The organism is Clostridium minihomine, from assembly GCF_900240385.1.
GTDB classification, from domain to species: Bacteria; Bacillota; Clostridia; order Oscillospirales; family Acutalibacteraceae; genus Faecalispora; species Faecalispora minihomine.
This window is the reverse complement of sequence record NZ_OEQH01000001.1, coordinates 17,175-31,419: the sequence shown is the minus strand read 5'-3', so window position 1 is coordinate 31,419 and position 14,245 is coordinate 17,175. Positions and strand designations below refer to the sequence as shown.

Below are 14,245 nucleotides of genomic sequence, written 5' to 3'. Positions count from 1 at the left end.
ATCATTGATTGGAGGTCAACTACTATGAATCGGAGTGGAAAAAAATGTGTACTTTACCCTCGTGTAAGTACCGAAATGCAGGTTGATGGGTTCAGCTTGGACGGGCAGAAAAACAGCTTAAGACGTTTTGCAGACAGAGAGGAAATGGAAATTGTAGATATTTATGAAGATGCTGGCAAATCCGGCAAATCCATAGAAGGCAGACCCGCTTTTAAACAAATGCTGTATGATATTGAAAATGGCTTAGAAATTGAATATATCTTAGTCTATAAGCTCTCCCGCTTTGGCAGAAATGCAGCCGATATTTTAAATTCTTTGGAACACGTCCAATCCTTTGGCGTAAACTTAATTTGCATTGAAGAAGGAATTGATTCCTCGCAGACAAGCGGAAAACTTTTAATCTCTGTGTTGTCTGCTGTTGCTGAAATAGAACGTGAAAATATCATAGAGCAGACAATGAACGGAAGAAAAGAAAAAGCCCGTCAAGGTGGGTGGAACGGTGGGTTTGCTCCTTATGGCTACTACCTTAAAGATAAGCAGCTCTATATCCAAGAAAATGAAGCAGAAGCGATACGAATTATCTTTGATAAATATGTAAATGGCAATATGGGATTTTATAAAATTGCAAACTACCTTAATTTGCAGGGTATCCCAAAAATCAAACGGGATAACGGTACACTAACCCAGTGGAGTACCCATTTTGTCAGAATGATAATCGACAATCCTGTGTACACTGGAAAAATTGCTTTTGGCAGACGAACAAGAGAAAAGGTCAAGGGCACTAAAAATGAATACCGCCAAGTACACCAAGATGAATACATTATTGCAGACGGTCAGCACGAGGCTATTATAGATGAGGAACTATGGAATGAAGCGCATGAGAAACGAGAATTAACAGGCATTAAATCCCCGTCTAAAATTGGTCGGGACAGGGCGCACTTATTAAGTGGTATTTTAAAATGCCCGAAATGCGGTGGCCCGATGTACACCAATAAACACGCTTGGACAAACAAAGACGGTACATATAAAGAAATCTACTATTATGTATGCAGCAAGGCTCGCACCGCCAGAGGAAAAAGCTGTGATTATAAAGCCATGCTCAAAAAAACTGATATTGAGCCGCTTGTCATTGAGGCTATCAGAGAGCTAATTAAAAATCAGGATTTTGCGGCAGAAATCAAATCAAGGATCGGCAAGGAAATTGATACTTCCACTTTAAATAGAGAACTCAAAAACTATGAAAATAAGCTTAGAGAAGTGGAACTCAATAAAACTCGTCTTGAAAGTGAAATAGACAGCCTGCCGGAAGATACCCGTTTTAGAGAACGCAAGCTCCATGATATGACCCTCCGTCTTGATGGGCTGTATGACACCATCGTAGAGCTGGAAGAAAAAATTGAAGATGTGAAGCTGCGCCGCAAAGCCGTGGAGCAAGATGCTATCACACTGGAAAACATCTACACTCTACTGGAAAACTTTGATAAGGTGTATGATAAAATCAGCGAGGAAGAGAAAAAATCTCTGATTTCTTCGTTAATCAAAGAAATAGAGATTTTTCCATGTGACGAGGCTGAATTGCCTTTGAAGTCTATTTTATTCAATTTTCCTGTTTATAAAGATGGTGGAGATGTTTGTGGGTTTTTGTGGGATAAAAGTACGCACGTCTCCACATGCCTTGTCCTTGGAAACATATCGACCGGAGTCAGGGGCCCGGCTTGATAACCCAGCTCAACAAACAGCTTTAAATCGCGCGCTAAAGTGGCCGGGTCACAGGATACATAAACAATTCGTTGGGGCTGCATTTCAACCACTGTGTGAATCAGTTCCGGAGCACAACCTTTTCTGGGGGGATCCAACACAATCACATCCGGACATTCCCCACGCTGTTTTAAAAGCTCTGCCGCTTGAGCTGCATCCATGCAAAGGAATTCTGCATTCTGAATGTGATTCAGCTGTGCATTTTCCCGCGCGTTTTGCACCGCCTGTTCCACTGCTTCTACTCCGATTACTCGCTTAGCCTGATGTGCCATAGAAAGGCCAATGGTTCCGGTTCCGCAATACAAATCCAGCACTGTTTCTGTGCCGGTCAGCGCGGCGTATTGCCCCGCCAGTTTATACAGTCTTTCAGCCTGATGATGGTTGACCTGATAAAAGGAAAGGGGAGAAATCCGGAAATCCAAGCCGCACATCCGGTCAGTCAAATAATCCTGCCCCCAAGCCACCCGGAATTTTTTTCCCAAAACCACGTTGGTATCTTCCCGGTTGCTGTTAATTAGAACGCTTTTCAGTCCATCCACTTGTTCCCGCAGACGAGAAACCAATTCCGCTTCTCCTTTTAACCCATTTCCGTTTACCACAACACAGATCATCACTTCGCCGGTTCCCTCAGCCATGCGCAAGTAAAGATGGCGTATTTTTCCCTTGTGTGTCGCTTCATCATAGACACTCTCTTCGCTCTGTCGAGCCCATTCCAAAAAAACATCCAGAGCCTTTTCAAACGGAGCCGGCTGCAAAGCACACCGATCACAGGGAACGATGCGGTGGCTGTGATTGGCATAAAATCCTGCAATGATCTGCCCCTGCTTGTCCCTTCCAATCGGAATCTGCGCTTTATTTCGGTATTTGCCTGTTTCCGGAGCCGCCAAAATCGGCTGCATCTCAATCTGATGCATGCCGGCGATTCGTTCCATGGCATCCCGCACCCGATTTTCTTTTACCCGCAGTTCCTCTTCATACGTAATATGGCGAAAGACGCATCCTCCACATTGAGAAAAACAAGGACAGTCCGCTTCGATCCGATGGGAGGAAGGACTTACAATCTCTTCTATTTTGCCAAAAGCATAGGTTTTGGCCGTTTTTAAAATCTTGATGTTTAAAATATCCCCCACAGCTGCTCCGGGAACAAATACAGCAAAACCGTCTACCCGGCCTACGCCATTTCCTTCCGCAGTCATACCAGTGATTTCAATTTGGGTCGTGTCATTCTTTTTCAAGCTCATTGCTTCCTCCTGTCCCTCAGGGACTTCTTTTTCTTTCAAAAGTGTAGCATGTTCCCACGTCGAATACAAGAAAAGAAAATTTTGTAAAAATTTTTTTCTTATTATGAATAATCCGCCTGGTTGTGTCAATGATAATAAATATTAAATTGGTTTCACATGCAATTTATGTAAAACGCAGATTCATTCTAAAGCTTTTGTTAATTCCTTGACTTCACAAGATGTAGTGGTTTATACTAGAAGAAAGAAAACGATTTTATAAGAGAACAATGTTTTATTTTGATTATAAGTCTGCGGCGGATGCCGTACCTTTTTCAATACAACTCCTCCCCAAAAAGGCTAAAACCGGTATTTTGCCGGTTTTAGCCTTTTTTCTTTGCATTCCAATCAAACAGAGAATTTTCATTCTGAGTCACGCTGCCCTACCACCCCATATTTTGTGAAATAGGCATCTGGTAGTTTAAACAGTTTTTTCACACTGTTTTGCATGTTTACGCAACATCATCTTGCATATTCACTAAAATTCAGCATGAATTATTTTCAAATAAAACAGGAACCTACCTTTCAAAAGCAAAGAACAAGCCTTCATTGGCTTTTCAAACAAAATCAGCCCGGAACAGCTGGAACTTTCGCCTGCAGAAGTTCGATTTTGATTTGCTCCTTTTAACACTACAAATTTTCCACAGACAACGGCAGCCTTACGGTAAATGTGGTTCCCTTCCCCACCTGGCTTTCTACACTGACTTCCCCGTGATATAGCGCCGCCAGATGCTTTACAATAGACAGCCCCAGCCCGGTTCCCCCAATTTCTCTGGATCGGCTGGTATCCACCCGGTAAAATCGTTCAAACAGCCGCTCTAAATGCTGGGGGGCAATCCCAATTCCGGTGTCACGCACACGAATCAGCGCCATATGCCTTTGCTGCCGGGCTGTTACGGTTACCTGTCCCTGCGGGACATTATACTTAATCGCATTTTCAATCAGATTCCCGAACAACTGCCCAATTCGAGTGGGGGAACAGTCGCAGAACAAATTTTCGTCCGCGTCCAGTTTCAACTGAACCTCGTGCTTTTCCGCCACCGGGCGAAGCCGCTCTATGGCCGCCTGCAATTCCTCTTTTAAATTGCACCGCCGCACCGAAGAATCCTCTCTCGCATTTTCAATCTGCGAAAGCACTAGCATATCGTCAATTAAATGGTGCAGCCGCTCCGCTTCAATATCCAGCACCTCATAAAAATACCTTCTGGTTTCTTCATCCCGATCGCCCCCCCTTAGCAGTTCAATGCTGCCCCGAATCGAGGTTAAAGGCGTTTTCAGTTCGTGGGTCACATTGGCCACAAATTCACTGCGCAGCTGTTCCAGCTGCCGCATACGGGTCACGTCGGCAATCACAGCCAGCACCTCTCCCTCTTCCCGCTCCCCGGGAATGGGTGCCGTATACACGGTGTACTGTTTTTCTTTGGGCCCCCCGGTGGAAAGAGTTTCCCGCTTGATGTCTTCCTGCCCTTCCCTGTGCCGCATCTTATCTGCCAGCTGACGAATCAGCAGGCTGCCATCCAAAAGGCCGCCTTCGTTTAGGTCACGGGCACCCAGCAGTTCCCGTGCTTTCTGGTTCAAAAAGACAATCCGGTTATTTTTATCCACACACAAAACGCCGTCGTCCATGCCTTGCAGCACACCTTCCAGCTGCTCCTGCTTTTTTTGCCTTTGTAAAACCGCTTGTTCGGTGCTCTCTGCCATGGCGTTAAAGGATCGGGCCAATTCCCCGATTTCGCCGGGATACTGCCCTTGCATACGGGCAGAAAGATCGCCCTGCGAAATTTTTCGGGCCACTTGGCTAAGCCGATAAATGGGTCTTGTCAAACGTTCTGCCATGAACCAGGTTACGGTAGCAATCAGCAACAACCCTAACACCAAGCTGAAAAACGAACCGATCCAAAACCGGCGGGTTACTTGATCTAAATCTGCCATCGACAGCGCCGCGCGCAGATATCCTTTGTCCGGCAGATAGATAGCCGCATAGTAAAAACGTTCCCCCTTGTTTTCAGACAGACGGACATGATACCCATAACCGGAATTCCCAGCCGCCGAAATTTCCGGTCGGTTCAGGTGATTCCCGTGGATAGAGTCGTCATCGATATCCCCCGGCTGTTCACTGTCCCCCAGCACATTGCCCTGTAAATCCAACACAGTAACCCGTATCTGCTGATTGACTACAGACAGGCGTTCACTTTCCATCCGCGTATATTTCTGAGGATTTTTCCAAATCGTATCCTCTTGGGTTGCCATAATTGCCAAAGAAGCATCCAGCCGCTTGGTAAATTCCTCTTGATACTGATGCTGCACCAAAAGTGCAACCAGAGCAAATGCCAAACAAAAGCCCATACACAAGATAATCGAGCTGCTGAGCATCAGGCGTTTTTTGATAGAGCCATTCCACATGACAGAGGATCGATGCACATTTGCCTGTTCCAAACCGTGTATTCCTCCTTTTCATTTGAGTAAAAGCATACCACTTTAGTCAAAAATATGCTACAATATCGCCATAGGGAATCTTCCCGGCTATCTTACCGAGAAAGGGAGTAAAAAACGATGAATTCTGCCGAAAGACGAGAAAAAATCCGGGAACTGCTCAGGCAGAGCCAACAACCAATCAGCGCCAGCACCATTGCCCAACAGTTTCAGGTCAGTCGGCAGATCATTGTGGGAGATATCGCTTTGCTGCGTGCCTCCAACGAAAAAATCGCCGCTACTCCCCGGGGTTATGTGATGGAATCTGACACACCGGCCGGAAAATATCAGCTGATCATCGCCTGCCGCCACAGCGGGGAAGAAATGGAAGATGAGCTGACTCTGATTGTTGACAACGGCGGCAAAATATTAGACGTTACGGTAGAACACGCCGTTTATGGGCAGTTATCGGGCCAACTTCATATCTATTCCCACTATGATGTGGAAAATTTCATCTCAAGGCTGAAAAAAAGCAACTCGGCACCGCTTTCTGATTTAACCGATGGAATTCATCTGCATACCGTTGCCTTTGACAACCGGCAAGACATGGAGCGAACACTGGCCGCGCTAACTGAAAAAGGCTATTTGCTGGAACAGCGGTAAAAACAACTATCCTGCCACTTACAAAATCAGAGGAATCGACAAAGCCATAAAAGCATTCATATTATTTTAAAAAGGTACTCTTGTTGCTGTTAACAACAGGGGTATTTTTTCTTTTTTTCAGGTAGAAAAAGGGTTGGATGAGAGAATCATAAGACGGGAAAAATGAAAAATAACAGATTTTTTGATTTTTTCTAAAAGGTGTCTTGACACCTTTTCACTTTTGGACTATAATGCTGTCAAGACACATGTAAAGACCATTTGAGGTGATTGTAATGAAACAAACCAATCAAAAATTGTTAACCATGGTAATTGCGGCGCTTCTTTGCGCGGTGGGAATCGTCATTCCCATGTTTGCCCCCAAAATTGTTCTGGAACCCATGTCCTTTACGTTAGCCAGCCATGTGGCAATTTTTATCGCCATGTTTATTTCCCCAACGGTTGCTCTGGCCGTAACCATCGGGACAAGCGTCGGTTTTTTCTTTGCGGGGCTGCCCCCTGTGATTGCACTTCGCGCCCTAAGCCATCTGGGGTTTGTAGCGGTGGGCTGTCTGCTTTTGAAAAAATATCCGAATCTGTTAACCAAACCCGCAACCACCATTCTGTTTGGATCCATTCTGGCCGTAGTACATGCTATTTGTGAGTCCCTTGTGGTTACCCTGTTCTATTTTGGCGGAACCCTAAACAGCAGCTTTTACGCCAAAGGCTTCGCATTCTCTGTTTTGGTCATGGTCGGAGTCGGCACCATCGTTCACAGCCTGATTGATTTCGGCATTGCACTGGTAGTGTGGAAGCCGGTCAGCAGGGTCATCCAGATTCCGGTCAGCGCCGGAATGGCCTCTTCCAAAAAACGAACTGTTTCCTAAAATCACTCCATATACATTTCTTTCTAAAAACTCAAAAAATCATTGCGCCCGGTAATCCATTGCAGATTTACCGGGCATCTTTTTGTCTAGGGGCTATCTGAAAATTTCAAATCATCCATCTGTTTCTACTGCAAAAGACGATTTTAATGCCCTAATCTTCTTCTGTAAATTTATAGCCAACTCCCCGAACAGTCTGCACCAGATGGGGGGATTCCGAATCATCCTCAATTTTTTGGCGCAGATAGCGAACATGAACATCCACCGTGCGGGTATCCCCGTAATATTCCACACCCCACACCTTATCCAGCAAAGCATCCCGGGTCAGAACCTTTCCACGGTGGCGCATCAGCATTACCAGCAGATCAAATTCTTTGGCAGTCAGTTCCCGGGGTTCCCCGTTCTTCGTGACGGTGTGGCGCGCAATGTCCACCTTCAGCCCTCCCCCGGCAAGAACCTGTTCGGCCATGTCCTCTGCCGATCGAGAGGCTCTGCGCAGCACAGCCCTTACCCGAGCACACAGTTCTTTTACGCTGAAAGGCTTTACCACATAATCATCGGCTCCGATTTCCAGCCCCAGCACCCGGTCAAATTCTTCACTGCGGGCAGTCAGCATTAAAATCGGCAGGTGTCTTCCTTCCGGGCTTTCCCGCAAAATCCGGCAGACCGCCAGTCCATCCGGCGGCGGCATCATCCAGTCCAATATAACGGCATCCGGCTTTCTTTGCCGCACTGCCGCCAAAAGGGAAGTTCCATCTGCGAATTCCGCACATTCATATCCGGCGTCTTTCAGGCCGAAAGCCACCAGTTTTCGGATATTCGGTTCATCATCGGCTACATAAATCAACGCCATTTTCTTCTTCCTTCCCGTATTACAGTTTTGGATTCAGATCCGGATGTTCCCCGTTTTCCATATAAATCACCCATTCGGCAATGTTGGTGGCGTGATCTGCCGTTCGCTCAATGTATTTGGTGATGAAAATCATATCCACTTCACACATCACATTATGGGGATTTTGCGTGATAATATCGCAGACTTCCAAAATAATCTTAGAAAACATGGCATCCACCACGTCGTCATATTCGCAGATGGCTTTTGCCTCTTCCATATCCCGCGAGATGAACACATCAATCGCACGGCGGAACATGGATCGGGCTTCTTCCATCATGCGCACCACATGAGAAAGCGTCAGGCTGTTGCCGTTAAAATCTCCGCCCGCCACAATATCACAAATATCCGCGCACTGATCCGCTACCCGCTCCATGTCCGTCAGAATTTTCAGACAGGCGGCAATCATGCGCAAATCCCCGGCAATGGGCTGCTGCAGTGCAATCAGCTTCAGGCACATCTTTTCAATCTCATGTTCCTGCCGGTCAATCTGATCATCGCTTTGAGCCACCAGTTTGGCTTTTTCCAAGTCCAAAGTGCGTAAAGCTTCTATCGTTACCAGCAAGCGGCTGTCTATCGCGTCCCCCATAGAGGTAATCTCTTGCGCCAGTTCGGTTAATTCCCTTTCAAAGGTATTCCTCGCCATCTCTTAGCCTCTCTTTCTGCCGTGGCCCCCCTCGGCTCCCAGTAATGTAATAGTAACAAACCATCCGGTGAAAATCAACCGAATCGGCCCGTAATATACCGCTCTGTCCGCTCATCCCCCGGCTGCTCGAACATCACCCTTGTTTCTGTGAATTCCACCACTTCGCCCAGCAGGAAAAACGCGGTTTGATCCGAAATACGCGCCGCCTGCTGCATGTTGTGGGTCACGATAATCACGGTGTAACGATCCCGCAGAACATCCAGCAAATCCTCAATTTTTTGAGTGGAAATCGGGTCCAGTGCACTGGTGGGCTCATCCATCAGCAGAATGTCCGGTTCCACTGCCAGTGCCCGGGCAATGCAAAGGCGCTGCTGCTGACCGCCGGAAAGCCCCAAAGCGGACTTTTTCAGCCTATCTTTTACTTCCTCCCACAGTGCGGCGCTTTTCAGGGATTCTTCTACAATCTGATCCAGCTGGGCCTTATTTTTGATGCCGTGGATACGCGGGCCATAGGCGATGTTGTCATACACACTCATGGGGAACGGATTGGGCTTTTGGAACACCATTCCGGCTCTGCGCCGCAGCAGGTTCACGTCGGTACGGGGATCGTAAATATCCTCACCGTCAATGGTGATTTTCCCGGTAATCCGGCAGCCCGTCACCATATCATTCATACGGTTTAAAGTTTTTAGACAAGTGGATTTTCCACAGCCGGAAGGCCCGATAAAAGCCGTTACCTGGCGCTCTGGAATGTCCAGCGAAATATTGTGCAGTGCCTGAAAATCACCGTAAAATAAATCTAAATTTTGAATTGAAATTTTAGTTGCCATAATTACTTGGATCCTTTCCGCAGAGCCTTACTGAAAAGCCCCGCTAAACGATTCAGCAGAAACACCAGAATAAGAAGCACCGACGCGGTGGCGAAGGCAATGTTCATGGCGTCCGGCGTGGTGGCCTCTCGGGCAGTCTGGTACAAATGCAGCGTCAGCGTGCGCCCGCTGCTGAAAATCTGCTGAAAAAAGCCTTTGGGCATCTGATAGGCAAGACCCGAGGTAAACAGCAAAGCGGCAGATTCGCCCACGATGCGCCCCATGGCCAAAATCACCGCGGTCAACACACCGGGCATGGCGCAGGGCAAAACGATGCCCAAAACCACCCGCAGCTTGCCGGCCCCCAGAGCAAAAGCACCTTCTTTGTAAGAGGCAGGAACCGCCAGCAAAGATTCCTCTGTGGTTCTGACAATGGTGGGAAGAATGCAAAGCGTCATGGTCAGGCAGCCCGCCAAAATTGAGATTTGAAGCTGGAACAAAATACAAAACACCGTGTAGCCAAACAGGCCAAACAGAATGGAAGGAATTCCCGACAGGATTTCAGTGGTAAAGCGAATGGCCTTTACCAACTTGCCTTGCTTCGCATATTGGGTGAGATAAATAGCCGAGCAAATCCCCACCGGTGCTGCAATCAGCAGCGTAATCACCACAATGTACAGCGTATTGATAATCATGGGCAAAATGCCCTTGAGATCAGCCTTTGTTTCCGAATAAGGGGTGGTAAGGAAGGTCCAAGAGATATATCCCACGCCATTTACCAGAATATACCCCAAAATTCCCACAAGAACCGCTACGCACAGAAATGCAGCCCCGTTAATAAGAAGATTTAGGGCAATGTCCAGGGGCTTGGGGCGGCGGTTGTAAAGGGATTTCCCTTCCCCGCCCAAAACCGTCTGATTGGCCAACGAGGCCGATTTATTCGGCATGGATCTTCACTCCCTTCTTCGAAATATAGTTAAACAGCAGGTTTACCGCCATGATAAAGACAAACAGCACCAGTCCGATGGCAAACAGTGCCTGCCGGTGCAGGCCGGATGCGTAAGACATCTCCATAGCGATACCGGTGGTCAAAAGACGAACCGTCCCCAGCAAAGAAGGCATATTTGCCACGTTGCCGGCCACCATGATCACCGCCATGGTTTCGCCGATAGCACGTCCTACCCCCAGAATCACACCCGCCAGAATTCCGGATTTAGCGGCGGGCAAAGTGACTTTAAAGATGGTTTCGGTGCGGGTGGCACCCAGCGCCAAAGAAGCTTCCCGGTAATACATGGGAACTGCCCGCAAAGAGGTTTCTGTCACACTGACAATGGTGGGCAGAATCATTACCGCCAGAATTAAAATGACCGCCAAAAGGCTGTCGCCAATGGTGCTTCCGGGGAACAGTCCGCGGATAAACGGCACAATTACCAGCATTCCGAAAAAGCCATAAATCACAGAAGGAATTCCAGCTAAAAGTTCCACTGCGGGGCGAACGATACGCGCCAAGCGCGGATTTGCGGTTTCTGACAGGAAAACCGCTGTCAGAATCCCCACCGGAACGCCAATGAGAATCGCCCCGGCGGTCCCGGCAATGGAGGACAAAATCATGGGAAGAATACCATAAACATCTGATTTCGGCCGCCAGCGGTCGCCAAACAGGAAGGAAAACACACCGATCTCTAAAATTGCCGGCAGCCCGGCATAGATAATATAAACCGTCAGCAAAACCACGGAACCGATAGAAACACAGGCAAACACCTGAAATACCGATTCCGCCAGACGTTCCGTGCCCTGCGTTCGCAAAGACAAGATAGAGGCCAGCACCCCACCAATCAGGGTACACAAAAAGGGCCAAAGAAACCGCATTTCAATCTGACTGATGTTTAGGGAAGCAACCGCCGTTTGAATGGCACCTGACGCTGCCATCACCAACAGAGGTGACAGGCCTGACAGCAGAAAAAGCAGCCCGGCCGGAACCGGTTTTCGCAACAGCAAAAGCAAAAGCCCGCCAATTGCGCACACCAGACCCAACACCACGCTGAGCCGAACCGCCAAAGGAATGGTCACAAGGCCGCTGTGCTGCGGGCCGACCACCCAAAATCCCCGAACAAATACCAATTGAATGCCGCTGACCGTATATTTTAAACCACGAAACACAAAAGTGATATAGGGCAGAAAAAAGGAGAGGACACCCATTGCGCCCAGTCCCACCGCGATCCATTTATATACCGTGTTTCGTTTTTGCTCCTGATCTATGGTTTGTTTCCCATCCATCGTTCGCTCCATATGTTACCTCCTCACCGCTTGACGCCAAAGCATCCCGGCGTATCTATGCAGATACCCCGGGGTGCTTGTGTCCGCTGAATTAATCTACCGTTACCAAACCGGCATCTTGAATCATCTGTTTGCCTTCGTCTGATTTAAGAAAGTCAAACCATGCCTGAACCAGCTGATTGTCGCTGCCTTTTTTATAAATTTCAATGAAGGGTCTTTGCACTGTATAGGTTCCGTTCGACACGTTTTCTTCATTGGCTTTCACTCCGTTAATATCCAGTGCTTTTACAGAAGTGTTGATGGAATCCAAAGAAACATAACCAATCGCTCCGGGGTCACTGGCTACCTTGGATACCACCTCGCCGGTGGAAGAAAGCTCTGCGGACAGCTTTGTTTTTTCCTGCACCTTAAAGATGGACTCAAACCCATCGCGGGTACCGGAAGTAGCTTCCCGGCCGATTACCGTAATGCGCTGATCCGCGCCGCCCAGGTCTTTCCAGTTGGTGATTTCACCGGTATAAATCTTTGCCACCTGTTCGCTGGTCAAATTACTGATTGTGTTGGAAGGGTGAACCGCAAGGGCAATGCCGTCAATGGCAATTTGAGTCACTTCAAAATCCTCAGGTTTTTCTTCCTCTTTCAAATTACGGGACAGGTCACCGATCAGTGCTGTGCCGTTTTGTACAGCTTTCACCGCATCCCCAGAGCCGGTGCCACCCTTTTCCACGGTAACCTGCGGATATTTTTCCATAAATCCTTCGCCCAAAGCCTGAACCACTTTGGCCATGGAAGTAGAGCCGTTTATTGTCAGCTTTCCGCTTAAATCGGTTGTATCTGCCTGAGAAGAAGACGATTCCCCTGCGGGAGCCGAAGTATCGCTTTGACCTTCTATGGTAGAAGAACAGCCTGCCGCCGCCATGGAACCTACCACCAGCACTGCAAGTAACGCTAACATTTTTTGCTTCATCTATTTTTCCTCCTGCATTCTGTTTCTTTCTCTTTTGCGCATTCTTATCCTAAAACTTCTTTGTTAAATTCACGTTAAGTGCGTTTTAGAAGTGGTTAAAAATCATTTCAGCTAAATTCACACGCTGTTCTGTGAGAAAATCCACTGCAAACACACCAGTTTTAAAGCATTTTCGAATCATTTGACAAACCAACAACTTTGATCAATAATATAAGTTGTTACTTATTATTCCATTTAGTGGAAAGTCAGCCGTAAAAGGGAGGGATAAAAAAGCAGCCGAATACAAATGATTTTATGGAAAAGGAGAGGATATCATTGCAACAGAACACCCCCGTAAATGTGGGAATCGGTTTTGCCACCGGGCGAAAAAGCTTTCGTAAAGTTTTAAAAACGAATATTTTAAATTGGCGCGAATGCGGACTGACTCAGAATAAAAATCTGAATCTGAACGTATTTGTGGCGTACGATTTAAAATACGAAAACACAAAGGTTACCGATTACACCAGTATTCACCCAAAATTGACTGCCGAATTGGACGGTACCTTTTTTCTGGGAAAAACCGCAATGAACCGAGAGATCTGCCACCTTTTGCGAAACAACGTTCTTTCAGAAGAAGAGGCCCGATTGTTTTTCAGCAGTGGATACGCCGGTCAGCGCAATGCTCTTCTTTACTGGGCTGTAAAACATCATATGGATTATTTGCTGTTTTTGGATGATGACGAATACCCGATGGCCGTCACCAATACACGAGACTGGGCAATCTGGAGCGGCCAACATGTTCTTCTGTCCCATTTGCGCCACATGACAGACACCGGAGCCAACATTACTCACGGGCACCACTGCGGCTATATTTCCCCCATTCCCTCCATTGAATTCAACAATGTCTTATCTCACGCAGATTTCCGTGTTTTTATCGAAGCCATCAGCAACGATATTATTAACTGGGGCACCATGGAAACCGTGATGAAACAAGGCGGAGTCACTTATGCGGACACTGGGGTGCTGACCAGCAACACACCTTTCGAAGTTCCTGTGCACAACGGCTGCAAATTCATTTCCGGCTCTAATTTGTGCATCAACCTGAAAGACAGGGAACGGGTGTATCCCTTCTATAATCCACCCGGCGCACGGGGTGAAGATACTTTTTTGAGCACCTGCCTGGAAAAAAGCCAGGTTCTTCGGATCCCTTGCTATACCTTTCATGATGGTTTTTCGGCTTACAACCATTTGATGGACGGTGTTCTGCCCATTCGCCTAAAACCAGTCTGTGCAGATTTGGATTTTGTCATTAACCGTTTTTATCGCGCCTGTTTGGGGTGGATTCGCTACAAACCCCTTCTTTTATATATTACCCAACCTGATACTTACGAAAGCAAGATTCAGGAAATCCGAAATCAGCTGACATTCACTTTGCCGAAGCTTTCTGCGTATTTTGGTCGGGAAGATTTTTGTAATATTTCGGCGGAACTGGAACTTTACCACAATAATGTGGAAACCCATTACCGGCAGTTCCAGCAAACTCTTCAGATCTGGCGCAAGCTGTCGTCCTATTTGGAAAGCGAACCCAAAACGCCGAAAGCCTCAGCCTAAAAAGCCTCATTCAAAGCGTTTCGCCTGTATGATTTTCCAACCATATTTCAATCAAATGAGAACGAGTTTTTCAGAACAACTATTTTATTTTGTGATA

At 47.2% G+C, this 14,245-nt stretch carries 12 protein-coding genes; 4 read left to right on the top strand and 8 right to left on the bottom strand.

Going from position 1 to position 14,245, the window contains the following annotated elements:
• Positions 1-24: 24 nt before the first annotated feature.
• Positions 25-1,719, top strand: coding sequence for a recombinase family protein (locus C1A02_RS00180; RefSeq protein ID WP_101696196.1), 1,695 nt, complete (start codon positions 25-27; stop codon positions 1,717-1,719).
• Here the strand turns inward: C1A02_RS00180 and rlmD are convergent.
• On the bottom strand, positions 1,611-2,999 hold the full coding sequence (gene rlmD, locus C1A02_RS00175; RefSeq protein ID WP_101696195.1) for a 23S rRNA (uracil(1939)-C(5))-methyltransferase RlmD: 1,389 nt from the start codon (positions 2,997-2,999) through the stop codon (positions 1,611-1,613). The two genes, C1A02_RS00180 and rlmD, sit on opposite strands and share 109 nt — an antisense overlap.
• A 666-nt stretch (positions 3,000-3,665) precedes the next feature.
• Entirely contained in the window at positions 3,666-5,471 is a 1,806-nt protein-coding gene (locus C1A02_RS00170) for a HAMP domain-containing sensor histidine kinase (protein ID WP_243577861.1), read from the bottom strand.
• 117 nt (positions 5,472-5,588) lie between these two features.
• On the opposite strand from C1A02_RS00170, the gene C1A02_RS00165 reads away from it, so the two are divergent.
• Together C1A02_RS00165 and C1A02_RS00160 are read left to right on the top strand one after the other, a co-directional pair.
• Complete coding sequence (locus tag C1A02_RS00165; RefSeq protein WP_101696194.1) at positions 5,589-6,110, top strand: transcription repressor NadR; 522 nt, start codon at positions 5,589-5,591, stop codon at positions 6,108-6,110.
• 272 nt (positions 6,111-6,382) lie between these two features.
• The gene (locus tag C1A02_RS00160) at positions 6,383-6,973 is read left to right on the top strand and encodes a hypothetical protein (protein WP_101696193.1); all 591 of its coding nucleotides are present in this window, start codon (positions 6,383-6,385) and stop codon (positions 6,971-6,973) included.
• Between the two features lie 151 nt (positions 6,974-7,124).
• Here the strand turns inward: C1A02_RS00160 and C1A02_RS00155 are convergent, their stop codons facing one another.
• The 6 genes from C1A02_RS00155 to C1A02_RS00130 form a co-directional block, all read right to left on the bottom strand.
• Positions 7,125-7,823: a winged helix-turn-helix domain-containing protein gene (locus C1A02_RS00155; RefSeq protein WP_101696192.1), complete on the bottom strand. Its 699-nt coding sequence runs from the start codon at positions 7,821-7,823 to the stop codon at positions 7,125-7,127.
• 19 nt (positions 7,824-7,842) lie between these two features.
• A complete protein-coding gene (phoU, locus tag C1A02_RS00150) occupies positions 7,843-8,505 on the bottom strand; it encodes a phosphate signaling complex protein PhoU (RefSeq protein ID WP_101696191.1) in 663 nt (220 codons plus the stop codon).
• A gap of 74 nt (positions 8,506-8,579) precedes the next feature.
• Positions 8,580-9,335 (bottom strand): phosphate ABC transporter ATP-binding protein PstB, encoded by a 756-nt coding sequence (gene pstB, locus C1A02_RS00145; RefSeq protein WP_101696190.1) that lies wholly within the window; start codon positions 9,333-9,335, stop codon positions 8,580-8,582.
• A 2-nt stretch (positions 9,336-9,337) separates the two neighbouring features.
• Complete coding sequence (gene pstA, locus C1A02_RS00140; RefSeq protein WP_101696189.1) at positions 9,338-10,261, bottom strand: phosphate ABC transporter permease PstA; 924 nt, start codon at positions 10,259-10,261, stop codon at positions 9,338-9,340.
• The gene (pstC, locus tag C1A02_RS00135; RefSeq protein ID WP_101696188.1) at positions 10,251-11,603 is read right to left on the bottom strand and encodes a phosphate ABC transporter permease subunit PstC; all 1,353 of its coding nucleotides are present in this window, start codon (positions 11,601-11,603) and stop codon (positions 10,251-10,253) included. Before pstC ends, pstA begins: the two co-directional genes overlap by 11 nt.
• A gap of 79 nt (positions 11,604-11,682) precedes the next feature.
• Positions 11,683-12,558, bottom strand: coding sequence for a phosphate ABC transporter substrate-binding protein (locus tag C1A02_RS00130; RefSeq protein WP_101696187.1), 876 nt, complete (start codon positions 12,556-12,558; stop codon positions 11,683-11,685).
• Positions 12,559-12,873: 315 nt separating this feature from the next.
• Here C1A02_RS00130 and C1A02_RS00125 point away from each other — a divergent pair, with 315 nt between their 5' ends.
• Entirely contained in the window at positions 12,874-14,148 is a 1,275-nt protein-coding gene (locus C1A02_RS00125) for a hypothetical protein (protein ID WP_243577860.1), read from the top strand.
• Positions 14,149-14,245: the final 97 nt, after the last annotated feature.

Excerpts from the sequence above, each read along its gene's own strand:
- C1A02_RS00180 (WP_101696196.1), top strand. The coding sequence starts at position 25 with ATGAATCGGAGTGGAAAAAAATGTGTACTTTACCCTCGTGTAAGTACC.
- rlmD (WP_101696195.1), bottom strand. The coding sequence starts at position 2,999 with ATGAGCTTGAAAAAGAATGACACGACCCAAATTGAAATCACTGGTATG.
- C1A02_RS00165 (WP_101696194.1), top strand. The coding sequence starts at position 5,589 with ATGAATTCTGCCGAAAGACGAGAAAAAATCCGGGAACTGCTCAGGCAG.
- C1A02_RS00160 (WP_101696193.1), top strand. The coding sequence starts at position 6,383 with ATGAAACAAACCAATCAAAAATTGTTAACCATGGTAATTGCGGCGCTT.
- C1A02_RS00155 (WP_101696192.1), bottom strand. The coding sequence starts at position 7,823 with ATGGCGTTGATTTATGTAGCCGATGATGAACCGAATATCCGAAAACTG.
- phoU (WP_101696191.1), bottom strand. The coding sequence starts at position 8,505 with ATGGCGAGGAATACCTTTGAAAGGGAATTAACCGAACTGGCGCAAGAG.
- pstB (WP_101696190.1), bottom strand. The coding sequence starts at position 9,335 with ATGGCAACTAAAATTTCAATTCAAAATTTAGATTTATTTTACGGTGAT.
- pstA (WP_101696189.1), bottom strand. The coding sequence starts at position 10,261 with ATGCCGAATAAATCGGCCTCGTTGGCCAATCAGACGGTTTTGGGCGGG.
- pstC (WP_101696188.1), bottom strand. The coding sequence starts at position 11,603 with ATGGAGCGAACGATGGATGGGAAACAAACCATAGATCAGGAGCAAAAA.
- C1A02_RS00130 (WP_101696187.1), bottom strand. The coding sequence starts at position 12,558 with ATGAAGCAAAAAATGTTAGCGTTACTTGCAGTGCTGGTGGTAGGTTCC.